At 53.1% G+C, this 26823-nt stretch carries 26 protein-coding genes; 22 read left to right on the forward strand and 4 right to left on the reverse strand.

The window, feature by feature from the left end:
* The 21 genes from hemP to NP589_RS03230 all read left to right on the forward strand — a co-directional run bounded on the left by hemP (position 1) and on the right by NP589_RS03230 (position 21439).
* On the forward strand, positions 1-192 hold the full coding sequence (gene hemP, locus NP589_RS03130) for a hemin uptake protein HemP (RefSeq protein WP_256605649.1): 192 nt from the start codon (positions 1-3) through the stop codon (positions 190-192).
* A gap of 82 nt (positions 193-274) precedes the next feature.
* Positions 275-1060, forward strand: a complete 786-nt coding sequence (locus NP589_RS03135) for an energy transducer TonB (protein ID WP_256605650.1) — start codon at positions 275-277, stop codon at positions 1058-1060.
* Positions 1061-1063: 3 nt separating this feature from the next.
* On the forward strand, positions 1064-1825 hold the full coding sequence (locus tag NP589_RS03140) for a MotA/TolQ/ExbB proton channel family protein (RefSeq protein ID WP_256605651.1): 762 nt from the start codon (positions 1064-1066) through the stop codon (positions 1823-1825).
* The gene (locus tag NP589_RS03145) at positions 1825-2247 is read left to right on the forward strand and encodes an ExbD/TolR family protein (RefSeq protein WP_256605652.1); all 423 of its coding nucleotides are present in this window, start codon (positions 1825-1827) and stop codon (positions 2245-2247) included. The genes NP589_RS03140 and NP589_RS03145 overlap by 1 nt, the downstream gene beginning before the upstream one ends.
* A gap of 260 nt (positions 2248-2507) precedes the next feature.
* On the forward strand, positions 2508-2735 hold the full coding sequence (locus NP589_RS03150) for a hypothetical protein (RefSeq protein ID WP_256605653.1): 228 nt from the start codon (positions 2508-2510) through the stop codon (positions 2733-2735).
* Between the two features lie 324 nt (positions 2736-3059).
* The gene (locus NP589_RS03155; RefSeq protein WP_256605654.1) at positions 3060-5387 is read left to right on the forward strand and encodes a TonB-dependent hemoglobin/transferrin/lactoferrin family receptor; all 2328 of its coding nucleotides are present in this window, start codon (positions 3060-3062) and stop codon (positions 5385-5387) included.
* A 14-nt stretch (positions 5388-5401) separates the two neighbouring features.
* A complete protein-coding gene (locus NP589_RS03160; RefSeq protein WP_256605655.1) occupies positions 5402-5647 on the forward strand; it encodes a hypothetical protein in 246 nt (81 codons plus the stop codon).
* A gap of 145 nt (positions 5648-5792) precedes the next feature.
* Positions 5793-6524, forward strand: a complete 732-nt coding sequence (locus NP589_RS03165) for a VPLPA-CTERM sorting domain-containing protein (protein WP_256605656.1) — start codon at positions 5793-5795, stop codon at positions 6522-6524.
* A gap of 123 nt (positions 6525-6647) precedes the next feature.
* Positions 6648-7649: a ChuX/HutX family heme-like substrate-binding protein gene (locus tag NP589_RS03170; RefSeq protein WP_256605657.1), complete on the forward strand. Its 1002-nt coding sequence runs from the start codon at positions 6648-6650 to the stop codon at positions 7647-7649.
* A 74-nt stretch (positions 7650-7723) separates the two neighbouring features.
* Entirely contained in the window at positions 7724-8263 is a 540-nt protein-coding gene (locus tag NP589_RS03175; protein WP_256605658.1) for a HugZ family pyridoxamine 5'-phosphate oxidase, read from the forward strand.
* Positions 8264-8456: 193 nt separating this feature from the next.
* The gene (locus NP589_RS03180; protein ID WP_256605659.1) at positions 8457-9335 is read left to right on the forward strand and encodes a heme/hemin ABC transporter substrate-binding protein; all 879 of its coding nucleotides are present in this window, start codon (positions 8457-8459) and stop codon (positions 9333-9335) included.
* A 7-nt stretch (positions 9336-9342) separates the two neighbouring features.
* A complete protein-coding gene (locus tag NP589_RS03185; protein WP_256605660.1) occupies positions 9343-10443 on the forward strand; it encodes a FecCD family ABC transporter permease in 1101 nt (366 codons plus the stop codon).
* A gap of 2 nt (positions 10444-10445) precedes the next feature.
* Entirely contained in the window at positions 10446-11270 is an 825-nt protein-coding gene (locus NP589_RS03190) for a heme ABC transporter ATP-binding protein (RefSeq protein ID WP_256605661.1), read from the forward strand.
* Between the two features lie 82 nt (positions 11271-11352).
* A complete protein-coding gene (locus NP589_RS03195; protein WP_256605662.1) occupies positions 11353-11643 on the forward strand; it encodes a hypothetical protein in 291 nt (96 codons plus the stop codon).
* A gap of 357 nt (positions 11644-12000) precedes the next feature.
* Positions 12001-13278: an HlyD family secretion protein gene (locus NP589_RS03200; protein ID WP_256605663.1), complete on the forward strand. Its 1278-nt coding sequence runs from the start codon at positions 12001-12003 to the stop codon at positions 13276-13278.
* 8 nt (positions 13279-13286) lie between these two features.
* Entirely contained in the window at positions 13287-14435 is a 1149-nt protein-coding gene (locus NP589_RS03205) for a cupin domain-containing protein (RefSeq protein WP_256605664.1), read from the forward strand.
* A 50-nt stretch (positions 14436-14485) separates the two neighbouring features.
* Positions 14486-14731, forward strand: coding sequence for a hypothetical protein (locus NP589_RS03210; protein ID WP_256605665.1), 246 nt, complete (start codon positions 14486-14488; stop codon positions 14729-14731).
* Between the two features lie 415 nt (positions 14732-15146).
* The gene (locus tag NP589_RS03215) at positions 15147-15440 is read left to right on the forward strand and encodes a hypothetical protein (RefSeq protein ID WP_256605666.1); all 294 of its coding nucleotides are present in this window, start codon (positions 15147-15149) and stop codon (positions 15438-15440) included.
* 74 nt (positions 15441-15514) lie between these two features.
* Entirely contained in the window at positions 15515-15988 is a 474-nt protein-coding gene (locus NP589_RS03220) for a hypothetical protein (protein WP_256605667.1), read from the forward strand.
* A gap of 477 nt (positions 15989-16465) precedes the next feature.
* Positions 16466-19276, forward strand: a complete 2811-nt coding sequence (locus tag NP589_RS03225) for a M16 family metallopeptidase (RefSeq protein WP_256605668.1) — start codon at positions 16466-16468, stop codon at positions 19274-19276.
* A gap of 45 nt (positions 19277-19321) precedes the next feature.
* On the forward strand, positions 19322-21439 hold the full coding sequence (locus NP589_RS03230) for a peptidase domain-containing ABC transporter (RefSeq protein ID WP_256605669.1): 2118 nt from the start codon (positions 19322-19324) through the stop codon (positions 21437-21439).
* 199 nt (positions 21440-21638) lie between these two features.
* Here the strand turns inward: NP589_RS03230 and NP589_RS03235 are convergent, their stop codons facing one another.
* The 4 genes from NP589_RS03235 to NP589_RS03250 all read right to left on the reverse strand — a co-directional run bounded on the left by NP589_RS03235 (position 21639) and on the right by NP589_RS03250 (position 24087).
* Entirely contained in the window at positions 21639-22955 is a 1317-nt protein-coding gene (locus NP589_RS03235; protein WP_256605670.1) for a cytochrome-c peroxidase, read from the reverse strand.
* 291 nt (positions 22956-23246) lie between these two features.
* Positions 23247-23534: a hypothetical protein gene (locus tag NP589_RS03240; RefSeq protein ID WP_256605671.1), complete on the reverse strand. Its 288-nt coding sequence runs from the start codon at positions 23532-23534 to the stop codon at positions 23247-23249.
* A gap of 38 nt (positions 23535-23572) precedes the next feature.
* Complete coding sequence (locus tag NP589_RS03245) at positions 23573-23818, reverse strand: hypothetical protein (RefSeq protein ID WP_256605672.1); 246 nt, start codon at positions 23816-23818, stop codon at positions 23573-23575.
* Between the two features lie 56 nt (positions 23819-23874).
* Entirely contained in the window at positions 23875-24087 is a 213-nt protein-coding gene (locus NP589_RS03250) for a hypothetical protein (protein WP_256605673.1), read from the reverse strand.
* Between the two features lie 443 nt (positions 24088-24530).
* Here NP589_RS03250 and NP589_RS03255 point away from each other — a divergent pair, with 443 nt between their 5' ends.
* Positions 24531-26720, forward strand: a complete 2190-nt coding sequence (locus NP589_RS03255) for a TonB-dependent receptor (protein ID WP_256605674.1) — start codon at positions 24531-24533, stop codon at positions 26718-26720.
* Positions 26721-26823: the final 103 nt, after the last annotated feature.

Genomic DNA, 26823 nt, shown 5'->3' on the forward strand with positions numbered 1-26823 from the left:
ATGAAAAATCCGTCTAACCCAGTGCGACTTGGCCCGTTAACCGCCGAGACGTCGCCGGATATACCGCAAGGCAGGCAACGGGTGAATAGCCGCTTATTGTTCGGCACGCAAAACGAAATAGTGATCGAACATCAAGGCGACGAATATCGCTTACGCATTACCAGTAACGGCAAATTAATTTTGACCAAATAAACAGCTAGACCCGACAACACCAGCCAGCCAACCTCACGGTAGCCAGCCAATCGTTTTCAGAAAAGTTAATCGAGAGGCCAGTATGTTACCGACCGCCAGTTTCCGCCAGCTTGCTTGCCTGGCCCCCATGCGCCTCGTAGCCAGCGAAGGGCCTTATAAATCGATATCCACGATACAAAAAGCCGAATATAACGAACGCGGCCTGGGATTTCTCATCGCGCTTGGTCTGCATTTAGCCTGGTTCGGCCTGATGCCAAACAGCGAAATGCAAGAGCCTGTCACCCCTCCGCAGCCGATCATGGTGGAATGGATAGGCGATGCGCAAACTCAGCAAGCACCCGCCAAACCACCGGTGCAGCAGCCCCAGCAGCCGGTTGAAAAAGCCGTCAGCAAACCGAAAACGCCACCCAAACCGGTTAAAAAACCGAACCTTTTGTCGACCGCCGGCAGTGCACCAACGGCAATTGCAGCGCCCGAACCCACGCCGGAACCGCCTCACGCCGAACCCACTCCAGCCGCACCTACTTCCGCACCGGCCCCAGCTCCCAGTTCAGCCAGCACCAGCGAGGCCTCAGCGGCACCGATGACCTTGCCTAATCTGAACGCCGATTATTTGAACAACCCGGCGCCAGCCTACCCTAGCGCATCACGGCAACTCGGCGAGCAAGGCAAAGTATTGCTGCGGGTGCTGGTCAATGCCGACGGCGGCGTTGAACAAGTCACACTCCGACGATCCAGCGGCTACGACCGCCTGGATCAAGCCGCCCAGGAAACCGTTCAAAAATGGCGTTTCGTCCCCGCTCGCCGCGGCGAACAGGTGGTTTCCGCCTGGGTCGTGGTCCCCGTTTCATTCTCTCTCGAAGGATAAATCATGGCACTCAATCAAAATCTCGACCATTTCCTGGCGCAAACCGACAGTGTCGGCGCCTTTTTGTTTAGCTTGCTGCTGATCATGTCGGTCGCCAGCTGGTATTTCATCGTCGTCAAGGCTTGGCACGCCATCCAGGTCCGCCGCCGCGCCGAATTGTTTTTACAGAAATTCTGGGCTAGCGACACGCTAGCCGATGTCGCCGGCCACTTATCCGTCGGCGCCCAGGCAGACCCGTTTTCGAACCTGACCCGCCACGCACTGGCCGCCTCTCAGCATCACGCCCGCCATGGTAGTCACGGCTTACAACAGGCAGGTTCGACCGCCGAATTCCTGACCCGCTCGATGCGCCGGGTTATCGACGAGGAAACCGCGCAACTGGAATGGGGTTTGACCGCACTGGCCTCCATCGCCAGCACCGCGCCCTTCATCGGCTTGTTCGGCACGGTCTGGGGGGTTTACCACGCTCTGGTCAACATCGGCCAAGGCGGGTTGGGCGGTTTGGACCAAATCGCCGGTCCGGTGGGCGAAGCGCTGATCATGACCGGTTTGGGCTTAGCAGTCGCGATTCCGGCGGTACTGGCTTATAACGATTGCGTGCGCAGCAACCGCTTATTATTAGCCCGCTTGGACGGCTTCGCCCACGATCTATTCGCCTTTCTGACCACCGGCGCCACTATCGCCAGCGATCCGTCCGCCGTGCCGCAAACCAAGTCGGCCGCCTTTGCCGGCGCCGAATTGGCTTTCGCAACAGGAGAACATTAATGGCATTCGGCGGCTTCGATCAAAACAAGGGCGGCGGCCATACCGTCGCCGAAATCAACATGATCCCGTTAATCGACGTGATGTTGGTGCTGCTGGTGATTTTCATGATCACCGCGCCGCTGATGACCCATGCGGTGAAAATCGATCTACCCAAAGCCAGCAGCGTACCGCAACAACCCAGCGACGATCCGATTGCGTTATCTGTGGACGGCGAAGGCCAATTATTCTGGAATCAGGAAGCAATCGACCGCCAGGCCTTAAATCAACGTTTGGCGGAAATTGCAAAATCGCCGCAACAACCGGAACTGCATATCCGCGCCGATCAAAACGTACCGTACCACTTCGTCGCCGAAACGCTGGCAGATGCGGCCAAAGCCGGGGTCAGTAAAATCGGTTTCGTTTCCGAGCCGGACAAAAAGTAATACCAACAAACCTTGGCCTTCTCGATAACGAAGGCCAAGCAAAAAATCGACCGGTTTCGGGATATCTGCCGTAGGCAAGGCACGGACGCGACCTTGTAATGGCGAACAAAGCAGGACGCCTACAGCAGATATCCCGAAACCGACCGAAGATGCACCGACAAATCGTCGCCTCATCTTACTAAACACAATCCAGCCACCCAGCCCTTCCCGCCAGGTAGCCATGCCCTTATTGAGGCATTGCCAAGCAACCGGGGAAAACCATGCTTTATACACAACGCACCACGGGCCGACAAACCATCACCGGTAACTGGCCCTTGCTAGCCCAAACGCCGCAGGCAACCGCGCTGAACGGCGCGGCGCTGGCCACCGAAAAGGATGCCGACAAGGATAAGTCGACAGACAAGGAAGTCACCCTACCCAAGGTCGAACAAACAGTCAGACACCGGCTATGTAGCCGGCAAATCCAACGCTTCCAGTTACGGGATTAAAGCGATGAAACGCTAAATAGAGTAAATACGCGCCAAGCTCTTAGACACAACATCTTGCATCTAAGAGCCCCGAAAACCGTAATAACAGCCACCTAGCCGTTCCGCGCCAGGCAGCCAGCATTTGAGACTGCACTGATTGTTGAAACAGCCATGCCTTTATTGTTAAACACACGGCTTTTGCCGGTTATGCTCCACACAAACTTCGAGCCATGCACGCTGACGCGACAGGCCTGTCGCCCGTCTATTTGCACCGGGTCGAATGCCCGCCGCTGCTGCCTGCGCTGCGGTTTAGTAATGTACGCCCTGGCGCTAATGCTAAGTCCGATGAGCGCCAGCGCTGCCGAGAATGCAACACTTGCGAATAGCGAGGAAAACCAAGAAGCGGAATTAGCACCCGTAACGGTAAAAGCAAAAGTAGAAAAGCCGGCGGCTAAGCTCGCTCCCGGTACCGAATCGACCATAGACGCCGCGACCATGGAACAGCGCATGGTGCGCAACATCAAGGATCTGATTCGTTACGAACCCGGCGTCAATGTCGGCAACGACCCGCAGCGCTTCGGGGCCAGCGGCTTTACCATTCGCGGACTGGGCGGCAACCGGGTGTTGATGCAGATCGACGGCGTGCGCCTGCCGGAAGCGTTCCGCATCGGCTCGTTCGCCAGCGCCAACCGCAACGCGGTGGACATGGATGCCTTAAAAGCGGTGGAAATCGTCCGCGGTTCCGGCTCGGCCTATTACGGCGGCGACGCCATGGGCGGCACCGTCAACTTCGTTACCAAAGACCCGCGCGATTATTTGAACGTATTCGGCAAGGATTATTACACCGGCTTGAAGCTGAATTACAACACCGCCGACAACGGCTTCGTGCAAACCGCCACCGTGGCTGGCGCGCTGGGCGGCTGGGAAAGCATGGCCTTATTCACTCACAACCAAAGCAACGAAACCGACAATAAAGGCACGGCGGATTTCGCCGACGGCCGCCGCACCACGCCCAGTCCGCAGGAAAACGGCAGTTACAACCTACTGGCCAAATTGCTCTACCGTTTTAACGACGATAACGTGTTGCGCCTAACCGGCGAATGGCTGCACCGCCAATCCGACGTGGACGCCTTGTATATGCGCGGTGCCGACATCAGCCTGCGCAATGTCAACAGCATGCTCACCACCGATACCCAATCGCGCTGGCGGCTGACGCTGGATCACACCCTGAAACATCTGGAAACCCCGCTGTTCAACGATGTGCTGTGGAAGTTTTACACGCAAAAATCCGCTACCGGACAAATTACCCTCCAAGATCGCACCGCCAACGTGGACGGCAACACGCTGACCGAGCGAATTTTCGATTTTGCCAACGACGACTTCGGCGGCGAATTAAAACTGGGTAAAACCTTCAATCTCGCTGACAGCCTGCATACCCTGCAATACGGTGGCCAAATCAGTAAAAACAACGTAGCGCAACAACGCGACGGCAGCTTTACCTGCGTCAGCGGTTCGGTCAATCCCCGCACCGGACGCCCCAATAACATTTGTCCCAAAGGCCGGATCAGCAAGTCCGTAACGCCGGACGAATTTCCGGTCCGGGATTTTCCGTTATCCACCATTACCAAGGCCGGCGCTTACCTTGAGGACAATATCGATTTGTTCGACAAACGCATAGAGCTGATCCCCGGCGGTCGCTGGGAATATTTTCGCTTATTGCCTACACCCGACTATCTGTTCGACAAGGCGTCCGCAGCAGCTGTCGCGGAAGGTGCCGACCCGATAGTGCCCGGCATTATCGATGCCAACGCCTTTTTACCCAAATTCGGCGCCTTGCTGCATCTGAACCGGAACTTCACCGTGCACGGCCAGTATGCGCATGGGTTTCGCGGCCCCAACTTTAGCGAAAGCAATCTCGGTTTTACCAATATAACCGGCGGTTACACCAATCTACCCAATTACAACATTCAGCCGGAGACCAGCGTCGGCGCCGAAGTCGGGCTGCGCGGCCAGGGCGCGGCTGGGACTTTCGACATCAGCCTGTTCCGTAACGATTACGACAACTTCATCTACAACGCGGTGATTTGTAACCCGGCCACGGCGTCTTGTCCGCCGTTGGGCTTTACTACTTACCAGAACATCAATAGCGCGGACCCGATTCGGATTCAGGGAATCGAAATCAAAAGCCGGTTTTATCTGGACTGGCTAAATCCTTATTTACAGGGCGCCAGCCTGCTGTTCAGCGGTGCCTTTACTGAAGGCATGAATCTAAAGACCCAACGCAGCGACGACGACGCCCTCAGACAGATCAGCCCCATGAAAGCCGTCATCGGCCTGCGCTACGACCAAGCCGGCGGCGACTGGGGCACGGAATTGAACCTGACCCTGGTCGCCGCCAAACAAGCCAACACCGCACCGGTGGACGCCCAGTTTCTGCCCAGCGGTTACGGCGTGGTGGACTTCAACGCCTACTACAACCCCAGCAAGCGCATCGGCTTCAACTTCGGGGTGTTCAACCTGTTCGACAAGAAATATATCGACTGGGAAGACATCAATACCCGCGCCGGCGATCCGCATACCACGCTGGGCAACTTCGCCGGCGCAGAGCACTGGGCCGACCGCTACTCGCGACCGGGCCGTAATCTCGGCGTCACGGTAAAGCTGGCTTTTTGATGGAGAAAAATCTTATGACCAAGGGATACAGGGCCAAGAAAGAGGCCCAAAAGAAATTGGAAACGCTGTTCGAAGAATTACTGGAGCACGACGGTTATGGGGATTTGCGGGTGGAAATGCGGCTATTAAAACGCGGGCAAAAGGAAGTGATCATTTATTGCGGCAAACAGTACCGCTATGTCCTGGACTATCAGTTGCAAGGCGTACCAACCGGGAGCCCCAATGTCAGCCTACCGCTCGAATACCGAGAGCAATACTGAGTTTTAAAGTTCCGCCACCGCGCAGCAATCAGTTAGCGCGGATAGCCGGCTTGGGGCCGAAACGGCGGAAGGTATTTTTGACAAAAGCAACGGATCGTTTTCGCGGCGAAGAGAGACGTCAATTTATTCACATAGGAAACAAACCATGAAAACTGCACAAAAACTAACTTTGATCGCCGGCCTGTTGGCCGTTTCCGGCAGCGCTTCGGCTGACTTGACCAATGGCCCCGATCCGTATGCCGCCGGCTACGGCTTCGACACTCCAAGCGAAGCAGCCTGGGGTAACTGGAATCGCGGCGATGCCGGCACACTGTATACGGAATGGGACAGCTTCGTCGACAGTTCGTATCCGGGCACCCGCACCGCAGCGCCGGATGTGGGCAGCGCCGGTACCGCCGACGCCAATATCGGCTGGAATGCAGGTACATTCGCGGCCGGATCAGGCAATCTTTACAGCTTCAGCGTTACCGAGAATTTCACGACTTCGCTGAGCGGCTCTACCAACAACGAGCCCTTAAGAGCGGCCTTGCAATTCGAAACCTGGGGCGTGCAGATGGACTACAACAGCTTGCTACTGAATGGCGTAGCGCCGACCTTCGCGACGCAAACTTTCTACGATGACGACTACGAAAGTTCGTTCGGCCCCGTCGAACTGGTGCAATACCTGGCGTATTGGGATCTGTCCGGACCGGCAAGCAATTATCTGTTCTCGTTCAACAGCGCCGAACACAGCTTGAGTTTGGGCCAAGTGACTATCGACATAGGACCTAGCACCGATCCCGTAACCAGTGTCCCGCTGCCCGCGGCAGTTTGGATGTTCGGCGCCGGCTTCATGGGATTGCTGGGTTTAAATCGTAAAAAAGGCCTGGCGGCGTAAACGTCGTCCCGTAACCGCTTTGTATCCAGGCCATGCGGCCCGGATGCAAAGCCCCTTACCGTGCGATGCCCTGGACACATACAGCGTATTCGCTTAACGGAGCTCAGCGTAATGGCAAAATCCATGACTAAACATCCCGAATTCATCGCGGACACTTTGAAACAAGCTTGGCAAGATCTGCGCGCCGATCACCCGCATATGCGGATTCGCGACGCCGCGGCGACATTAGGCGTCAGCGAAGCCGAACTATTGGCAACCGACTGCGGCAACCGGGTCACCCGCTTGCGGGAACACTGGCCCGCACTGCTGGGCGCGGTCGGTACGCTGGGTCCGGTCATGGCCTTGACGCGCAACGCTTTCGCGGTACACGAAAAAACCGGGCTCTACGAGGATATATGCCCCTGCGGCGACATGGTCCTGATCTCCGGACACCATATCGAGCTGTGTCTATCGACCGGCATTTGGCATTCGGGTTTCGCCGTGCTGGAAGAAACGCATCACGGCACGCGCCACAGTTTGCAATTTTTCGACACGAGCGGCGATGCCGTACACAAGATTTATCTCACCGAGCATTCCGATGCCGGCCTTTACCGGCGCTTGATCGACATCTTTCGTGCCGACGATCAGTTGCAACATCTGGAACTACCTACCGACGGCACCATGTCGGCGCTTGACGCCCTCGCCCAAGCCAAGGATTTGCCGGAACACTGGCGGCGCTTGCTGCTAGCCGAGACTACAGAGGCTGAAATCGCAGACCGGATCACCGCGCCGGCGCTACGCGAGTTCATGCGGCAACTAGCGGAACTGCTGTTGCCGATACAAGTGCTGGTCTGCAATCACGGCGCCATGCAACTGCACGACGGCCCGATTCAAAACCTGAAAATTACCGGACCCTGGTTCAACATCCTGGATCGGGGTTTCAATCTGCACCTCAACGAAATGGCCGTGGCCGGCGCGGACATCGTCCAACTCACTGGCGGGCAGCGGGCTTTGACCGGTCTGCTGGTTCGCGACCAAAACCAACAAAGCATCATGTCCATCTTCGGCGGTTACGACGAAACCAACGGCGAAAACGTGTTGTGGCGCGACTTGCTTAAAGCCTTGCCGGTTATCGGGCCTGGGTAGAGACGCAAAGTTTTGCCTCTCTACCCAGGCCCATAGTCAATGCATTTATTTATTCCCCAAACCAGGACACCAGCATGAACGACAAAACCATCGATCTCGAGCAAGTCAGAGCAGCTTATACCGCTCTGCCGCAAACATTTTCCTCCGCGCTAATGGCCACGGTCAGCGCATCCGGCGAGCCCGAAGCCAGTTACGCCGCCTATGTGCGGCACGACGGCCAATATTACGTCTACATCAGCGAACTATCGGCTCACACCCAAAACCTGTTGAACAACGGCCGGGTTTGTCTGTTGTTCGTCGAAGACGAGGATAAGGCCGCGCATTTGTTCGCCCGGCAACGGGTTACCTATCACTGCTCGGCCGGCGAAATCGACCGCGATACCGACGCTTTCGCATACATCATGGGCTTATTCGAGGAAAAATTCGGCACATTCATGAAACAGTTACAAAAAATGCAGGACTTTCATCTATTCCGTATCCGTCCGCAACGCGGCAGTTTCGTGCAAGGTTTTGCCAAGGCATTTTCGATTGAAGGCGACGATTTAACGCAAATCCGCCACGTCAACGATGTCGGCCATAAGGCGCGTAAAACCACGGCTGACGCGCCCGCTTAATTGCAAACCGAGGTAGCGCGTTTAGGCAAGACATTCGGTAAGTTCTATTTTGGCTTTTGCGACGGCCTCCCGAAGGAAAAAGAGTTTTTTAATTTTTAGAGTTCCTCTAAAGCCCAAACCTACACCCACTGCCGAATATTTCCAGCGCCTCCGAACAATTTAAAAATCATTTAAACCTTCACAAAAAGCCCTTATGAAAAAGACTCGCCCCCTGCTTTACCGGCTCGCAGCCATCGTCTGGCTGTGCTTGGACGCACCTGCGACCATCGCGGACAGCCCAAAGCGCATCGTCTCGGTGGGAGGTGCGTTGACGGAAATTATTTACGCCTTGCACGGTGAAGACAATCTGGCTGGGGTCGATACCACCAGCTTGTGGCCGGAAGCGGCCAAAGCCCTGCCGCAAGTCGGTTACATGCGCAGCCTTTCGGCGGAAGGTATTTTGTCTTTAGCGCCCGATCTAGTACTGGTCAGTGCGCACGCGGGACCGCCTTCAGTACTGGAGCAGATCCGCTCCGCCGGCGTGCCGGTGCAAACCCTGGCCGAAGACTATGCCGAACAAAGCGTGCTTAACAAAGTATCGACCATTGCCGCTCTACTCGGCAAACCGGATGCCGGCGACACCTTGGCGGCGCAAATCCACGCCGACTTCAACCGCTTGGCGCAATTGCGCAGCCAATTTTCCCGGCACCCCAGCGTGATGTTTTTCATGGCCGTCTCGCACGGCGCGCCCTTGGTATCCGGTCGCGAAACCGCAGCGGACGCGATGATTCAATTGGCCGGCGGTGTCAATGCAATCGGCGATTATGCCGGCAACAAACCTATCGGCAGCGAAGCCATCATCGCCGCCGCACCGGAGCTGATACTGCTGACCGAACTCACCCTTAACGCAGTGGGCGGCCTGGACAAATTTTACCAACTGCCGGGGATTGCCCATACCCCGGCAGGCCTGAACCGGCGAGTAATCGTGATGGACACGCTGGCGCTTCTGAGCTTTGGGCCGCGTAGCGGTCGAACCGCGCTGGAACTGGCCGAACGCTTGCAAAATCCGGCCAATATCGCCACTGCACCTTGAGCTGAACATGACGACAAGTTCGATCTACTTATCCAAATCGGCCATGGAGCAGCGGCTTAATGCGTTTGAACGGCGGCGCGCGGCGGTATTAGTCGGCTTAGGCGTATTACTGATCCTGATCAGCCTACTCTCTTTGGTGGGCGGCGCCGTGGCCATTTCGCCAGGCCAAGCCGGGGCGATTTTGGCCAAACTACTCGGCATAGACCTACCCTGGACTTATGCCAACGAACAACGGGCGGTACTGTTGTCGATACGCGCGCCGCGCTTGCTGATGGGCTTATTAGTGGGCGCGGCGCTGGCGGTATCCGGCGCGGCGATGCAGGGTTTGTTTCGCAATCCGCTGGCCGACCCGGCCTTGATCGGCATTTCCAGCGGCGCGGCGCTGGCGGCGGTGGCTGTCATTGTTCTACAAACCAGCTTATTCGCCATTCCGAGTCAATTGCTGGGCCGCTATCTACTGCCGATCGCGGCGATAGCCGGTGGCTTTGCGGTCAGTTGGCTGGTGTACCGCATCGCCAGCGGCAATGACCGTGTCGATGTCGGCTCCTTGTTGCTGGCCGGTATCGCCATCAACGCCTTGGCCGGTTCCGCCACCGGCTTGCTGGTCTATGTTGCCAACGACGATCAATTGCGCACCCTGACTTTCTGGAGCATGGGCAGCCTCAACGGCATCGCTTGGGCCGACATGGCATTGGCTGCACCGTTTCTCCTGGTGAATCTGCTGTTGCTGCCGCTGCTGGCCGACGCGATGAACGCCTTGTTGCTGGGCGAGGCGGAAGCCGGCCATCTGGGCTTTCCGGTGGAACGAGTGAAAACCGCGGTCATCGCGCTGGTGGCACTCGGCGTGGGCGCGGCAGTGGCTTTGACCGGGGTGATTGGTTTCGTGGGCTTGGTGGTATCGCATTTGTTGCGATTGGCGCTCGGTCCGGATCATCGCTGGCTATTGCCCGGCTCCGCTTTACTCGGCGCCTTGCTATTGCTGTGCGCGGATTATCTGGCTCGCACTCTGGCCGCGCCAGCCGAAGTGCCTATCGGCATTATCACCGGGGTACTGGGCAGCCCGTTCTTCTTATGGCTGCTGTTTCGGCAGAAAATCATGGGGCATTGACGATGCTGACGGCCACAAACACTTCGGTGCGTATTGGTGCAAAAATCCTGCTGAACAGTGTGTCGCTGGATTTACATCCCGGCGAAGTCCTGGCGGTTATCGGCCCCAACGGTGCCGGCAAATCGACACTACTACGCACCCTGAGCGGCGAACTGAGCGCTCAGAGCGGCAAGCTATTGATGAACGGTCGCCCCTTGGCCGCTTGGCCCTCCCAAGAAGCCGCCAAAATGCGCGGCGTATTGCCGCAAGCATCGGCGCTGGCGTTTCGTTTTTGCGTGATGGAAGTGGTCATGATGGGCCGCAGCCCCCATCGGCAAAGCCGCAGCCATGCCGACAACATCGCCATTGTCCGGCAAGCACTGGCCTTGACCGACACTACGCATCTCGCCGAGCGCATCTACACCACGCTGTCCGGCGGCGAGCGCCAGCGCGTGCAACTGGCCAGGGTGCTGGCGCAAATCTGGGAACCGTGCGATCCATTGCATCGTTACTTGCTGCTGGATGAGCCTACTTCGGCGCTGGACCTTGCGCATCAGCACGCGGTATTGGCGATTGCCCGGCGCTTCGCCGACACCAGTGCCGCCGGCGTTCTGGCGATCCTGCACGATCTAAATCTCGCTGCTTTGTATGCCGACCGCATCGCCGTATTACACCGAGGCCGATTGATTACCGTCGGTACTCCAGGCCAGGTTTTAAACAGCGAATTGATACGGCAAATTTTCAATTACCCGGTGACGGTCGGCACTCATCCTTTGTATCCGGATCGGCCATTGACAATTCCGCACCTGATGCGGACCGCTGACACGGCAAAGTGGGAGACGAATTGAACGGCAAACAGTACGGCTATAGCTTAAGAGATTAGTCGAATAAATTCGACACTACGCCCGAATAACACGATCCAGAAGAACGATGATTTGGCGGCACTATGACGATTGTAGTGATCACTCGGTGCGCTACACCAGCAAGGCTGGTGTAGCGATTCCGGTCACATTCGAACTATTACGCAAGCCCTTGCAGTGTTGCGAGATGCAAAGCGAGCCGTTCGGTTTCAAGCCATGCATATTCCAAATCAAACAGCGCAGCTTCGACGTTGCGGAAAAGCCTGGCCATATCGAGACGGCTTGCGCCGAGCGGCCCGGCATCGAAGGGATTTATATGAAAATCTCCCCTCTTTCCGTGGGTCCACGAGCCCAGCCCTAGCCTACCGTGCACAGACTAATCCATGACTTTTGCCGACCTACCGTTGAAATTGAGTTGACAAAAAGCAGCGTTTTTTTTAAAGTCCACTCAGCCTTCGTGCAGAAGGCTTGACGCCAGCCATGTCTCCTGACTAGCCAGCCTTCACGGTGCTAATCAATTCATCCGGGAGACCTTGTGTCAAAATCATATTTCATCCGCTATATTCTCAATTCAAGCTGTTTCGCCGCGTCAGATAACGGTTTTAGGCAGCCTGAAACCGCAAATCTCATCAAACCGCTAATTTTTAGCTCGGCATTAATCTTAGCAGCCCAACGAAACGCGTCGCTGTCAAACATCGAAACCCGATAGGCGGAACGCATGTTTTCGACGAATCTTTATCGCGCCGAAGCCGTGGCGGCTCAGGTCGGGCGCTTGGAAGGCGACATCCTGTTGGCGAGATCTTGGTCGTCGTGGCTTGTATTCGGGATTGTGTTATCTCTTGTCGCAATCACCGTCCTGTTTATCAGCCTTGCGTCCTATACCAAACGAACCAACGCCACCGGTATGCTGGTTCCGAACGGCGGTGCTATCGTTATCGCCACACCCTCGCCTGGGCTTATCTCGGCTGTTCATGTTGAAGAAGGCCAAACGGTTCAGGCGGGAGACACGCTATTTACGTTAAGAGACGAACGCCACCTTTCTTCATTCACCAGTCAGTCGGACGCAAGCGGCAGCCGATTTGCCGATCAGCTTGAAGCGGCACTGCGCGCGGAAGAAGAGGCGAATCTCAGAGAAAAGCAGCAATTAAGCACCCTACTGGACAAAAACAATTCAGCGCTATCCAGGCAGTTGGCCGCGATAAAAGTATCGATTTCCGACGCCAGACAGCAAATAAACCAGCATCACGAAAGATTGACTTTGGCGGAGCAGCGGCTAAATAAACACCGCAGCTTGGCGACATCCGGCTTTATTGCAAAAGACAAATTGGATGAGGAGTTGGATAACCTGGCGCTATTACGTACCCAGGCAGCGGATCTTAAACGGGATTACGACGAATTGGAGCGTAAAAAACTGGAGCTGGAAGACGAAAAACGCATCGCGCCGGACAAAACCCAAATCAGCATCGCCAATATCGATCAGGACTTAAGCGTACTTCGCCAAAAAATCCAGGAAGCACACATTCAAAATCACCTGGCTATCGTCGCCCCGGTAGACGGCATTGTCACTGGCATTAACGCGCATCCCGGTCAAATTCCGGATAAAGAGGTTTTAGCCACCTTGCTTGGCGACGGCGCGGAACTGACCGCGCAATTGTACGTGACTACGCGCGGTATCGGCTTTGTCGAATCCGGCCAGAAAGTACGTTTGCGTTACCAAGCCTACCCCTATCAAAAGTTCGGCCAGTATTCCGGAACGGTCGCAAGCGTCTCGAAAAATCCGGTTTCATCGAAGACGTTACCGAATTTATTCGCCAATTCCCCGCCCGACGATTATTACCGCGTCACAGTAAAACTCGATTCGCAGTTTGCCTTGGTGTACGGCGAGTCGAAACGACTGGTATCCGGCATGATCGTGGAAGCGGACATCGAACAAGATACGCGGCACTTAATCGAATGGATTATCGAACCGCTCTACGGCTTAAGCAAATATAACTAGGGACCACTATGTCATTGATTCAATTCGGCATCGATAGAACACAATTTTTTGACACACATTATCAAAGCCAATGGTGGCTGAAGCGCCAGGCGCTTTCCGAGAACCGTTTGAGCTGGAAGCATATCGACCACGCGCTTTATGCCATGGAAAACGCCAATACGCAGATTAAGTTATTTAAAGACGGACCGGTCGAACCGGGCCGCTATACCGAGCCTTATTGGGAACTGGGCGAACAACGCGCGCGAATCGTCAAAGACGTTTTGTACCGTTATTTAACGGACGGCGCAACCTTGGTATTAAACAAACTACAGCTCTACCTCCCGGAAATTAACGACTATTGCATGGACGTGGCGCAATTCGTCGGCGAAAAAACCAACGCCAACGCCTATGCGGCATTCGGCGGCGACGGTTCGTTTGGCAAACATTGGGATACCCACGACGTATTCGCATTGCAATTGATCGGCCGGAAAAGGTGGCAGATTTACCAGCCCACGCACGAACTGCCGTTACCTCATCAAACAAGCTTGAATCACAAAGCCGAATGTCCCTCCGAACCGGTATTGGACACGGTTCTGGAAGCCGGCGATATGCTTTATATCCCAAGAGGGTGGTGGCACGAAGCCTTGCCGATCGACGGCGAGGAAACTTTTCATATTGCCATTGGTACGTTTCCGCCTAAATTATTGGATTACCTACTTTGGCTATGCGGCAATCGATTCCCGGATCAAGTTGAAAGCCGGGGTTCTATCAACCCTTATCTAAATACGGCTGACCTTATTGTAAGTTTTATCCCGCTATTACAAAGCACGCTAGCCGAACAGGAAAATCTCCATAATTTTTATGTCGCTTTTACGGAACAACAAAGAGTTAAATCGCGATTTAATATTGAACATTTGTCTCCGATCGGCGTACCGGATAATGTCAATATTCTCCAAAATAGAGTTCGAATAAACTCATTTCATCCAATATCAAACGATCAGAAAACGTTATTAGCAAACGGCTTCAAGATAAATCTCGACACCGAAAGCGCCAACTTTCTTGCCGACATCAGCTCCGCCGATAACTTACTGAACAATAAAGATGCCAACCAATTATCCGACAAGGAGAATCAATTATTGGAACAATTATCGGCATTAGACCTTATCGAGCTTTTTTAGATAACTCGATAAAAAATAAATTTATAACATTTATTCAAGGATATAAATATATGCGTGAATTAACTATTACGGAAATGGAGATTGTCAGCGGAGGGGTTGATTGGGATGAAGTCAGCGGTGGTTTAGCATTTGTAGGAACCGGCATCGCTCTAGTTGCAGCTGCACCTGAAGTGGGCACTGTAGTAGTTGCGGCCGGGGCGGCGGCCGTAATTTTAGGTGGATTTGCCATAGGAGATGGCTTGGTTGAAGGTGGTGCTTTGAGTAGTGGTGGCGGCGAAGATGGCGATGGAAACTAAATTATTATTCACTGCGATATTTATCAACTTAACATGACGATATTGCGATATGAACGAGACACAGACTTATTTATTCGTTTTCGGCGTAATCCTTGTGATGATTACAACCATTATAGGAAAATCAGATTTTATTAAACCAAGCTCAGAAACAATAAGAAAGAGAGTACTTTGGATCAGCCTATCAATTATATATATAAACGCCTTGACTCAACTTACAATTAAACTTTTATCATGAACTAATTAAACACCCATCATACAATCTACTAGTTTAAATTTTCTAACTTGCTTATTCGGCTGACTTTATTTGGCATAAATATAGGCACTGCGAATAAATATTGCGACCTGTATTGCAGATATTGAAGGCGGATGGACTGTAAAAAAAATCACAAACTAATCAATAACTAAGGAGATAGAAATGCGTGAATTGACTATTACTGAAATGTCAGTTGTCGGCGGCGGCTTGTCAGAAGCCGATACAGTAGCAATCTCAGGCGCTTTAGGTGCAGGCGTAGGTATGGGCATGGCGCAATGGGCCGGGTTGACAACGGCACAGCAAATAGCCGCCGCCGGATATTTTGGCGTGGCCGCTTCGGCAGTAACCGCTGCCGGACTAGCGGGCTGGACAATTGGTGAGTATTTGAACCAACACACTCCGATTCAAAGTGTATTGAGTAGTTTGCTAGGAGGAGAGGACGGAGACGGCGGGTAATAAATTTGATAAAGGATGACCAAAGAAAAACTTTCTTGCCGGTCAAATATTAACTTAATTTATAGGGACCCCTTATGAAATATAACCCATTTTTGATTGCCGGCGCGTCGGCTTCCGCCCTGCTATCGACGCTTGCGGTATTGATATTCGTATTTCCAAAGACTACTGCGGATATCGCCTCTCATCTCGATGGCGAGGAGGCGATTGTATTGTATATAGCCTTATGTTTAATATTGCTAGCAGCATTTTTGTATTTTAAAACAAACAAGCCTTATATCGAAAGGCTATTCACCGGAAGGCGGACTTCGGAATTCATAGGTCGGCGCAATATAACAACCTACCTAGTAGCAGGATTTATTTGTGCTGGAGCCTTTTCAGAATTCGTTAAACAAGACAAAGCGCTGCACGATAATATTGTTATGATCTCAGGGGTATTTTTATTATTGAGTATCATCGCTGCTATTTATCGGAGATTTTGGCCATCAAACAGACAGGCCTCGATGAAATATAAATTGAAAATGTTGGCAAAAAGCCTTAAGTCAGATTAGCGAAGCGTAATCGTTCGAAATTGAGGCCTTTATTCCCAGGAAAACGCTTCGCTATTCGAAGCTACCAGGAATATACAATTTATCCTTTTAGGCTTATCGAAATGATTTACTTAATTGTTAGCTTGTATTTTGCCGTGATGGCACTCTGTATTTCTTTGGAGATGCTGGTTAAAAATACATTAAGAAAGTCCGAAGACAAAATGAGCAGGATGCAGTTTTTGCTTCATGCGCTTAATTCCACTGCAATTTTATTAGTTGCTTGGTCTTGTTTCAAAAATTAAATTTCTTTTGTAGTTAAGTACGATTATAGAAACGTAGTGGGACGAATTTTAATCTGTCATCCTGACAAACACTATTCAATTATTGGATCTGCCTTGTCTTGACGAAAAAACTAAATTTCCGTGAACTTTCCAAATTTAATGACTGCTTAAACTATTTATCCTGTTGTCTATTTATTCTTAGAAAGGAGTCTTGCCCATGAATCGTACCCGCTCGACCTTAATAGCATGTTTATTACTAACTCTCGTCAACGTTGGTACCGGGCACGCTACGGAAAATAAAACAAACAGCGCCGCCGCCGAAAAATACGGCGCGATCGAACGGCAATTCGAGAACGGTTTCCGGGCCTTATTGGTTCCCAATAGTACGGCCGAGCAGACGGCGGTGACGCTGGTGTATTTCAGCGGTTCGCTCGCCGATCCCCAGGGAAGGTCGGGCCTCGCACATTTGCTGGAGCATTTGCTGTTTAGCGCGCCCACGACGCAGGGCAAACACGCACTGGTTAGCGAGATGGCGCGCCGCAACATTGCCTATAACGGCAATACCAATTTCGACCGCACTATCTACCACACGGCCTTTTCAAGCGACCAGCCCACTTTGAACTGGCTGCTGGAACAAGAGGCTTTGCGCATGCATAAACTGACGATTACGGAAGCGGATATTGCCAGAGAATTGCCCGTGGTATTGCGAGAAAAGGAGCTTGGCGATAGCAATCATCAGCAAAAATTGGCGCAACAAGTACTGCCGGCTGTCACTCGCTTTGCCCCCTATGGTCGTCCGCCGATAGGTAACGAAGCCGAATTACGCGGTATCGCAATCGACGACGTCCGGGCTTTTTATCGGACACACTATCGCCCCGGCAATGCGCTGTTGATCATTACCGGCCGATTTGACGTTGCCGCAACCTGGAAGCAACTGGAAACTCATTTTGGTGGGATTAAATCTTCCAAAATCGGGCCGCCCCCCACATTCCAGGCGGCATCCGGAGGGGAGAGTAGCGACTCGCAGCGGAGTTTTCGCGGCGACGGCGACGTTGCTTCCGTCTCATTATTTTACCCGTTACAGCATTCGTTCGATGCCAAGCATGTTGCGGCCATGGGCCTATTGAGCGGGTTGCTGGCCGGTTCTCCGGCCAGTCGTTTACATGAGTCGCTGGTTAGCGCCGGACAGGCGGCCTCTGTCTCGGCAATGCCGTTGCTATTACGCAATGCGAGTGCATTCGAAGTAGCTGCGCTCCCGCTGACAGCCGATAGCGAAGCGTTGGAACAGCTCCAAAACACCTTAGCAGTCCAAGTGCAGTCGCTGGGCGATATCCCGTTCACGGAACAAGAACTGGAGCGTGCCAAAAACTTGGTACGCAACGAAGCTTTACACGTGCAATCTCAAGCCGCCGCCTTCGGCTACCGATTGGCTGAATTTGCATCCATCGGCGACTGGCGGCTGTGGTTCGAGAGCATCGACGCGACCCAAGAAATGTCTTTGCCGGAGATTCAGCAAATAGCCAAAACGGTTTTCCAGCAGAGCACCCCGGTTGCGCAGTTGATGAGCAATCACCACGCGGCCGGTTTCACAGCGGAAAAGGTATCTGTCGTAGAGCACGCAGCAACCGGCGCGTCACTCCCCGCTTCTGCGCCGACGTATCCGCCGGAAGCTGCAAGCCCAGCGAGTAACGACGCGACGGCGGCGGCCCTCGATGCGCAAATGGAGCGCTTTACCATCCACGAGTCGCTGGCGGTCGCCCTCTGGCCTAAGCCGATACCGACCGGCCGCGTGCAAGGCCTGTGGAATCTGCGCATGGGCACGGCGGAAAGTATGTTCGGCAAACGTATTTTGGCGGACGTAACCGGCAGTCTGTTGGCCCACGGCTCAAACACTTTGGATCGGCAGCAATGGTTCGATCGCTTGGTTGCTTTGGATGCACACTTGTCGATGACGCCCGCGGACGACCGCTTGTCGATTCGTTTCGATCTGCCCGCTAAATCATTGCCGGAATTTCTTGGCATACTGATTGATGTTCTTCGAAATCCGGCATGGCCGGAGCAGGGATTCACGGAAGTCAGAAACCGGTTGCAAGTCGCCTACCAAAGCCAGGGCGCAAAACCGCAAGTCGTTGCGGAAGAAGCCCTCACGGCATTCACCAACCAATATCCTATCGGTGACATCCGTCGTGAACCAGGCATAGTGGAAGCGCTCGCTGCTTTGGAACGTATCGAGTTAACCGATGTAAAAGCCTTCCATGCCGATTATTACGGCACGAACGGCGAATTGATACTGTCCGGGGAGTTTGATGTAAAGGCAACACGCCGGCAGTTGGAAAGCCTGTTAGGTTCTTGGCACAGCAAGCAAGCCTACCAAAGGCCGCCGGTGCCTTACGCCGCATTGGCTCCCGGCCAGCATTTCATTGCCGTACCCGAGGGCGCGCACGGCATTTACACGGCTCAGCTCAGACGACCCTTGCAAGCGGACGACACCGACGCGATGGCTTTGGCGCTGGTTAATTTTGTGTTGGGTGAGGATGTGCTGCAATCCCGCCTTGGTCAACGTCTGCGTCAACAAGAGGGCATTTCCTACGGCGTGGCCAGCAAGATGAGCGCATCGGCCTTCGAACCGCGAGCCACCCTCACCATCAATGCCACCTATGCGCCGTCGCTGCGGCAACAGCTCTCAAAAGCCGTGCATGAGGAATTGGCGCTGCTGGTAAAAAACGGACTCACCGAGGCGGAGCTCAACAGCGCAAAAGATAACTGGCGTCATCGCAATGACCTGAGCAAGCTCGACCACGACAAGCTGTTTGCTAAGCTGAATCTGCTATTGCGCTTGCGCCGCGATATGCAGTACTACGCCGAACTCAATACCCGTGTTGAAGCCTTGACGCTGGCTCAGGTGAACGAGGCGATTGCGCGCCATGTCAATCCCGATGAATTACTGGAGATTTTTGTCGATGCCGAAATCGGTGCGGCGGCGAATGCCTCAAATGAAGCCGTTCGCGGTGAACCGGTCGAACCCTGAACGATTGACTGTCCGATTCCATATTGCCAAGGGCCGCCGCAACCAATGAAATACCGTAACTACTCACATTATTCGTCTTACTTGCAAACCACCGCGGCCGAATGCGGCTTGGCCTGTTTGGGCTATGTCGCCGCCTGCCACGGCGCCGAACACACCATGAGCGACTTGCGCGCAAAGTATGCGGTGTCACTACGCGGCTCCACTCTGATGGATTTGGTCGGTATCGGGGCGGCGCTCGGGTTCTCATGCAGACCGTTACGCCTGGAATTGAACGAACTCGACCAACTCAGTCTACCCTGTATTTTGCATTGGCAAATGAGCCATTTTGTGGTGCTTAAAAAAGTGACGCGCGGGCGGGTGCTGATCCATGACCCGGCCAAGGGCGAAAGAGTAGTTTCTCCGGCCGAAGTCAACAAACTGTTTACCGGGATGGCGTTGGAGCTGACGCCCTCGCCGGCGTTCGAACGCATAGCACCCACGCCGCATATTCCCATCGCCAAACTGGTCGGCAAGGTCGAAGGCCTGATACGGAGCTTGACGCAAATAGCGGTATTGGCCGTTGCCATGCAACTATTCGCATTGTTGACGCCGATAGTCGCGCAATGGATCGTGGACGGTGCGATTGTGTCCGGCGACCGGGACTTCCTGCTGGTATTGGCCTTGGCTTATGCCTTGATTGCCGTGATTAAAATCGTCCTGGAAGCCGTCAGAAGCTGGCTGGCCATCGTGCTGGCGACGCAGTTTAATCTGCAATGGGCCGGTCGCATTATTGGCCATCTGTTAAAGCTGCCCGTGCATTGGTTCGAAATGCGGCACACCGGCGATATCGTGTCCCGGTTTCAATCGATGCAAGCTATTCAACAAACGCTGACCGGCAAATTAGTGGAAGTGGTCTTGGACGGCGGATTCGGTTTAATTGTCCTGGCGGTGATGTTGTTGTACAGCCCCATGTTGAGCGCTTTCGCCATCGCCGCCGCATTGGCCTATCTGCTGATCCGCGTTTTGCCCCATGGCATTTACCACCGACTAACCGATGAAGCATTGGCGCTCGAAGCCAAGGCGCAAAGCCATTTTCTGGAAAGCATTCGGGCCGTTCACACCACGAAGTTGGCGGGTTTGGAAGAGCAGCGCCGGGCGCGCTGGCTGAATTTGTTCGTGGCCGGCGTCAATAAACGCATTGGCGCGCAAAAAATGTCACTTGGATTTTCGCTCGGTTATAGTGCGGTGTTTGCCGCCGAAGCCATCACCGTACTGGCGGTGGGCGCGACCATGGTCATGGACAACGCCCTGACCGTCGGCATGTTGATGGCGTTTATTTCGTACAAGGACGACTTTACGTCGAGAATGCAACGGCTGATCGACAACCTGATGTCGATGCGCATGATCAGTCTGCATGTGGAGCGTTTAGCGGATATTGTCTTGGCGGAAAAGGAACATACCGACGGCTTCGCGGCGGACAAAGTCATCAACCGAAAGGATTTCAGCCCCAGCATCGAGTTTAAAAACCTGGGCTTTCGCTACGGCGCGAATATGCCGTGGGTATTTCGCAATTTGCATCTGTCCATCCAACCCGGCGAACACATCGCCATCGTCGGCCCTTCCGGTTGCGGAAAGAGTACCTTGGTCAAACTCTGCTTGGGCTTGCTCGAACCGACCGAAGGCGTCATTGAAATCGACGGCATGCCTTTAAGCCAATTCGGATTGGCAAACTGGCGCCGGCTGGTGGGGGCAGTGTTGCAGGAAGACCAGTTATTCTCCGGGAGCCTTCAGGAAAATATTTCCGGATTCGACTTACAAACCAATTTCGAGCTGCTTAAACAAAGCGCTCAACTCGCCGGCGTCGACAATGAAATCGAGGTTTTACCCATGCGTTACCTATCCCAGGTGGGCGACATGGGCAGCAGCTTCTCCGGTGGGCAGAAGCAACGGCTCATCATTGCACGGGCGCTCTACAAAGTGCCGTCGGTACTGGTCCTGGACGAAGCGACCAGCCACCTAGATGTCGACAAAGAACGGAAGGTGAATTTGGCAATCAATTCGTTAAACATCACCCGCCTAACTATCGCCCATCGACCGGAAACCATAGGCATGGCGGACAGAGTCGTATGTCTGGATTCAAGCTTGTGCCACGATAGCGCGGTCGGTAGTTTCTGTGTCAACTAAAAAAGGCTATTCCGCCGGGCAAAGAATTCGAATTGTAGGTCGGCGATTGCTCTACTGGAAATCCATTGCTGGACAAAAGCAAAAAGACAGGGCCCTATAAGGGACTAATTACTAATAGGCTATGCCTCCGCTAGTTTAAGAACTCTCTGTGCCCGGTTGAACCTACAGCAGACTATTGGCTCACAGCAGTGTATTGAAACTATCTGCTCATACGTAAAATACGATTTAAGTGCGCTTTGGATAGTCTGCCTTTTATCATTTTTTTAGGTTGCGCAAAAGGTGATGGCGACCAAGGTGGGACACGACGATCATGGCCCCATTTTGGATAGTCGTCGGTTAAGGTTTTCATAAAGGCGACGATTGCTTTTTCCTCTTCGTCACTCAAATGAAGATCCCCTAGCTCGTCACCATTCAAATTTTCGCTAACCTCGGGTGCGGGCCAGCCGGTTTTGCCGAATCCCGGATGATTGATGTCATCGACGTAACCCAAGGAGTCCCGGGTGTTATAAAAATGTACGATTTGCTCCAAACTCGCCATCGAACCGTTGTGACCGTAAGGCGCGGTCAGAGCGATATTTCTCAAGGACATAACTTTGTGTTTGCCTAATTCGTTTACAGCATCGGTTGTTAAATCGGTCCGTGCTCCAAGCCCCGGATTTGGTTCTGGGTTGCCGGGTATGTTGACATTACGTGGAAGGCCAATGTTGTCATAACTAAAATCGGTAAACAAAGGCGGCTCGACTGTGCCGTCTTCTGCGACAGTCGCTTCACTGACATGGCAGGCGGCACAATTACCTTTATCCTCGCGGTTGAACAATTCGAATCCTTGGGCCTCCAGAGGAGTAAAACTGGTTTTACCGGACAATACATAATCGAATTTGGAGTTGAATTTATTGAACACCGCGCTTTCTTCGTAGTTACTGATGGCCTTAGCTACCAATTGATAGAGTTGCGAGACTTTTTCTGAATCAGCGATTTCAATTAAGTTTAATCCATAGACTTGGCGAAATAGACGCCGATACGTTTTATCCCGCTGTAATCGACTAACCACGGCCAACTCGTTAGGCATGGCCATTTCAACTGGATTCAGAAAAGGCATCTTGGCCTGTTCAATCAGATTACTGGCTCGGCCGTTCCAAAATTGCCCACCTATATATAAACCGTCCGCATCGTTATCCTCGTCCTCCACATGCCAGTGGAATTCAGGGCTATAGGCGGCATAACCGGCGCTAGGTGCGTTAAGCCCGCCGGTCAAGCCTGGAATCGAGCCATCCGATACCGCGCTACCTGTTTTCACGTTATCAGGGTCGACAAAACCCGGCACTATTTTGGTTACTAACGATTTGGCTCGTGCGGGTTTTAGACTATGACAACTTTCGCAAGACTGATTTTTATTCAAAGACAAGTTCTTGTCGCTGAACAGGCGCTCGCCCAATTGTTGTTCGAGGCTCAGTTGCTGATTCGCAAAAATATTCATGCTGGTGGAAAGTAAAGCTAGCGCGATTAAACGTTTCATACCCAATCCCCTATTATGTGTGCGGCCATTATACAATTGATAATGATTCGTATTGCAGAATTTTTCTAAGGTCTGGAATGAGCACAAAAACAATCGCTAGGCGACAAATAGCTGGGAAGGAGCGCCGACCAGACAAGCTAATATCCCTAGATACAATGGTGAATAAAGGGATTCAGCTGGTGCAGTACAGGCCCGGTATTCTTAAAAAATTACTATCAAAGCTAAAATCGGTTGCGGGAGTATGCCTCCGCAATGACACCGGTGCCTGTAACCACTGACTGCTTCTCGCCCTCAATCTTTTTTCTTGAAAAAACCGATAGTCAAAAAAGAGTCTGAGATTTCCTTTGTGCTAGCCCGACCGGTAAGCACACGGTCGATCAGGGTTTTATTAGTTTTAACGTAAAAAGCCACGGCGAGCATTAACGCTACTAATGCTATCCACATCACCACCGCACCTTCGCCTTGAAAACCCGCAACTATTTTCGCGCCGGTATCCGGAAACAGAATTGCCGCCACAAAATACGAGGACAACGTAACAGAAATCAAGGCGATCATGATCGCGCCTGGATGGTATTTCATAAAAACCTCCGAGGGATTTTGCGGCTAGTGCAGTTTTGCTAATTAAGTCTGGTGCTGGATTTAACAACAGTAAATCCGGCGCGTTTGCTTTTGTCTTTTTGACCGGCTCTGGCCTGGTGCGCGGCTTCCGCCATCGTATCGGCAAAACTCAGGAAATCGCTCACTTCCAGGCGCAAAGACATGTTCTGCACATGTAAATGCACAACACCGCATTCTCGGCAAATCAAGACTTTACTGAATTCGGTAGCCGCCAGACATTCGTGGGTACAAGGTTTCTTACTCATCATTTTACTCCTTCATAAGACAGCTCAAGCTGTATAAAAAATTCGGTGCTGGAGACTCAATGCCGCTCCGAGTGATGCAGATTCCCACCCAATTTCGACATCGCCAGCAATAGAAACATCTTCCAGACTATGCGCTTCGATCTCAAATCCAGACATCTAAAATCGGTGGCATGCAATTCGCCTTTTTCAACCAACGTTGCCAACACCTCCGGCGCAATCGCCAACCTGACGGCGGAAGGTTCCTGAAAAAATGCCAACAATTTGTTCACGATAAAACATCCTGGATCGAATTTTATTCAAATGATAATTATTCTCATTTAAAAAGTAAAGCACTACTTCTCTTCAGCTATATCGGCAAAAACCTGGACTTTGCATCGCAAAAGCAGTGACATGCTCGATGAATACCCATGCTCTAGAACAGTGCATTCTAATTCCCGAAATTCCAGTCGATACCCACCCGGCCCAAGACGTTTCTGTATTGGAAACAGACTGGCAACAAACTCCGGAGTTGACATTGGCGTCAAAAAAAATAAAATGAGAATCGTTATTATTTGAGAACAATCTAATGTCCAGCTCTTTTGGGATCAGTACGTCTCGAATAAAGATCGATTACCGGCCAATGATATGCCGGCCAGTACACCGAAAATCTTAGCCACCCAGCATTCCCCGCCAGGCAGCCAGCAACGTCATTAATGCTTATCAAGGGAATACTATGTCCGCAGACCATTCGACCACCCAAAAAACCTCCACTGCTAAATGGCGTCTTGGGGCCCTATTACCGCTGGGCGCAGCGCTGAGCGGGATGGCATTCGCCGCCGAGCCGCCCGTCGAAACCAATAGTAACGAAGAGCAGGAAGTGGTATTAAAAGACGTCAAGGTCAAAGCCAATCGAGATAAAACCACCCGCTTCAAAGCCGAGACCTCCACTACCGGCAGCAAGACCGAAATGGCCTTACGCGACATCCCGCAATCGATCAGCGTGGTGAAGAAAGAATTGATCGAATCGCAAAACGCCTTCAATCTGCGCGACGCATTACGCAACGTCAGCGGCCTGACCATTGCCGCCGGCGAAGGCGGCCGCACCGGCGACTCGATCACGCTGCGCGGTTTTTCCGCCAACTCCGATCAATATCTCGATGGCGTCAAGGACAATGGCCAATACAACCGCGACACCTTTTTCATTGAAAAAGCCGAAGTACTGAAAGGCGCGTCGTCGATTTTATTCGGCCGTGGCGCCACCGGTGGCGTGATCAATCAAGTCGCGAAAAAACCGACCGGCAGAACGGGGATTAACGGTAGCTTTACTTATGGCTTGTACGACTTCAAACGCACCGCGATCGATGCCGAGACCAAGTATCAAGACCTGTCGGCAAGGTTGAACGTCATGTATCAGGACGCCGACTCCTACCGCGACTATAACTACAGCAACCGCTGGGGGATTGCGCCCTCCTTTAAATGGGACATCAGCCCGGATACCGAATTATCCTTAAACCTGCTGCATCAACAAGACGAAGGCGTATTCGACTACGGCGTGCCCATGTATCAAGGCCGGCCGGCCGGGGTACCGATCAACACCTTCTATGGCTTTACCGATAACCGGCTGATGGATACCGATGTCAATGTCGCCACCGTGGCCTTAACGCACCGTTTCAATCAGGATTTTTCGGTCAAAAACTCGATCCGCTACGGCGATTACGAACGTAAATACCTGACCCATCTTTATTCCGGCGCCGCGGCATATACCGGTGCGAATGCCGGCACCATCGCCCGCTCGCAGGCCTTGCGTCTGAACACTCAAGAAAACGTCTACAACCAGACCGATTTTGTTTATAAAAAGCCCTTGTTTGGCTATAACAATACCTTGATGTTCGGCAGTGAATTCGGTTGGGAAGAGTACGATTACAAATCAAAAAACTCGACCGGCGTCAGCCGCGTCTCGATCTTCAACCCGCGTCTTAATGCCAGTGTCACCGGCTTGGCTTACGATTTCAGCGGCACACTGGATACCAGTCGCCTGACGCAAGCACAAACCTATGCCGGCTATGTGTTGGATCAATTCGAGATCAATCCGGAATGGAAATTACTGGCCGGCACCCGCTACGACGTGTTCGACGCGCAGCAGACCGACCGCATTGGCGCTGCCGATTTCAGCAGCAGTGTCGATCAGTGGAGCCCGCGCGGCGGCATCGTTTGGCAACCGGACAAAGCGCAGTCCTATTACTTCAGCTACGGCAAATCCTTCAATCCGTCTGCCGAAAGTCTCAGCCTGTCAGCCAATAATGCCAATCTGCCGCCCGAGCAAAACAACAACTACGAGATTGGCGGCAAGTGGGAGTTATTCGATGGCAAGCTGTCGGCAACCGCCGCCTTGTTCCGTTTGGAAAAAACCAATGCGCGGACGACCTCGCCGCTGGACGCCAACCTGCAAATCCTGGCCGGCGAACAGCGTACGGACGGTTTCGAGGCCGGTCTGGCGGGGGAAGTCTTGCCGAAATGGGACGTGTCGCTGACCTACGCCTACCTGGATGCGAAGATCATTAAATCCAGCTCAACCGCAACCGGCTCGGTCAGCGGCTTGTTGAAGTCATTTGCAGGGATGACGTCCGTCAACGTCCCCGAACACAGCGGCGTGGCCTGGAGCACCTATCATTTGACCGACAATTGGGAAATCGGCGGCGGGGTTTACTACGCCAGCCATCGGTACGCCGACAGCGTCAACGAGGCGGTCCTACCGGGCTATGCTCGCCTGGACGCGGTGGTGGCTTATCACCAAAAACATTACGACGTACAGCTTAACGTGTTCAACCTGACCGATACCGTCTATTACGAATCCGGCCAAACCAACTCGGCCTTGCCGGGAACCCCGGTATCCGGGCAGTTGACGGTGAGTTTTAAATATTGAACTCCGCATGCCTGAACGGTTGATTTCGATTGGTCGGTTGCGCGACCGTTTCATTCAACCGTGCGGGCACCACAACCGAACAACCCCATTATTCGTTTGCCAC

This window comes from Methylomonas rosea, from assembly GCF_024505055.1.
Taxonomy (GTDB): Bacteria; Pseudomonadota; Gammaproteobacteria; order Methylococcales; family Methylomonadaceae; genus Methylomonas; species Methylomonas rosea.

Bases quoted from the DNA above. Each gene is read 5' to 3' on its own strand.
- NP589_RS03240 (WP_256605671.1), bottom strand. From the start codon at position 23,534: ATGAAATACCATCCAGGCGCGATCATGATCGCCTTGATTTCTGTTACG.
- NP589_RS03160 (WP_256605655.1), top strand. From the start codon at position 5,402: ATGACCAAGGGATACAGGGCCAAGAAAGAGGCCCAAAAGAAATTGGAA.
- NP589_RS03140 (WP_256605651.1), top strand. From the start codon at position 1,064: ATGGCACTCAATCAAAATCTCGACCATTTCCTGGCGCAAACCGACAGT.
- NP589_RS03225 (WP_256605668.1), top strand. From the start codon at position 16,466: ATGAATCGTACCCGCTCGACCTTAATAGCATGTTTATTACTAACTCTC.
- hemP (WP_256605649.1), top strand. From the start codon at position 1: ATGAAAAATCCGTCTAACCCAGTGCGACTTGGCCCGTTAACCGCCGAG.
- NP589_RS03215 (WP_256605666.1), top strand. From the start codon at position 15,147: ATGCGTGAATTGACTATTACTGAAATGTCAGTTGTCGGCGGCGGCTTG.
- NP589_RS03170 (WP_256605657.1), top strand. From the start codon at position 6,648: ATGACTAAACATCCCGAATTCATCGCGGACACTTTGAAACAAGCTTGG.
- NP589_RS03135 (WP_256605650.1), top strand. From the start codon at position 275: ATGTTACCGACCGCCAGTTTCCGCCAGCTTGCTTGCCTGGCCCCCATG.
- NP589_RS03145 (WP_256605652.1), top strand. From the start codon at position 1,825: ATGGCATTCGGCGGCTTCGATCAAAACAAGGGCGGCGGCCATACCGTC.
- NP589_RS03220 (WP_256605667.1), top strand. From the start codon at position 15,515: ATGAAATATAACCCATTTTTGATTGCCGGCGCGTCGGCTTCCGCCCTG.
- NP589_RS03185 (WP_256605660.1), top strand. From the start codon at position 9,343: ATGACGACAAGTTCGATCTACTTATCCAAATCGGCCATGGAGCAGCGG.
- NP589_RS03255 (WP_256605674.1), top strand. From the start codon at position 24,531: ATGTCCGCAGACCATTCGACCACCCAAAAAACCTCCACTGCTAAATGG.
- NP589_RS03150 (WP_256605653.1), top strand. From the start codon at position 2,508: ATGCTTTATACACAACGCACCACGGGCCGACAAACCATCACCGGTAAC.
- NP589_RS03180 (WP_256605659.1), top strand. From the start codon at position 8,457: ATGAAAAAGACTCGCCCCCTGCTTTACCGGCTCGCAGCCATCGTCTGG.
- NP589_RS03195 (WP_256605662.1), top strand. From the start codon at position 11,353: ATGATTTGGCGGCACTATGACGATTGTAGTGATCACTCGGTGCGCTAC.
- NP589_RS03190 (WP_256605661.1), top strand. From the start codon at position 10,446: ATGCTGACGGCCACAAACACTTCGGTGCGTATTGGTGCAAAAATCCTG.
- NP589_RS03175 (WP_256605658.1), top strand. From the start codon at position 7,724: ATGAACGACAAAACCATCGATCTCGAGCAAGTCAGAGCAGCTTATACC.
- NP589_RS03245 (WP_256605672.1), bottom strand. From the start codon at position 23,818: ATGAGTAAGAAACCTTGTACCCACGAATGTCTGGCGGCTACCGAATTC.
- NP589_RS03235 (WP_256605670.1), bottom strand. From the start codon at position 22,955: ATGAAACGTTTAATCGCGCTAGCTTTACTTTCCACCAGCATGAATATT.
- NP589_RS03155 (WP_256605654.1), top strand. From the start codon at position 3,060: ATGAGCGCCAGCGCTGCCGAGAATGCAACACTTGCGAATAGCGAGGAA.
- NP589_RS03210 (WP_256605665.1), top strand. From the start codon at position 14,486: ATGCGTGAATTAACTATTACGGAAATGGAGATTGTCAGCGGAGGGGTT.
- NP589_RS03200 (WP_256605663.1), top strand. From the start codon at position 12,001: ATGTTTTCGACGAATCTTTATCGCGCCGAAGCCGTGGCGGCTCAGGTC.
- NP589_RS03205 (WP_256605664.1), top strand. From the start codon at position 13,287: ATGTCATTGATTCAATTCGGCATCGATAGAACACAATTTTTTGACACA.
- NP589_RS03230 (WP_256605669.1), top strand. From the start codon at position 19,322: ATGAAATACCGTAACTACTCACATTATTCGTCTTACTTGCAAACCACC.
- NP589_RS03165 (WP_256605656.1), top strand. From the start codon at position 5,793: ATGAAAACTGCACAAAAACTAACTTTGATCGCCGGCCTGTTGGCCGTT.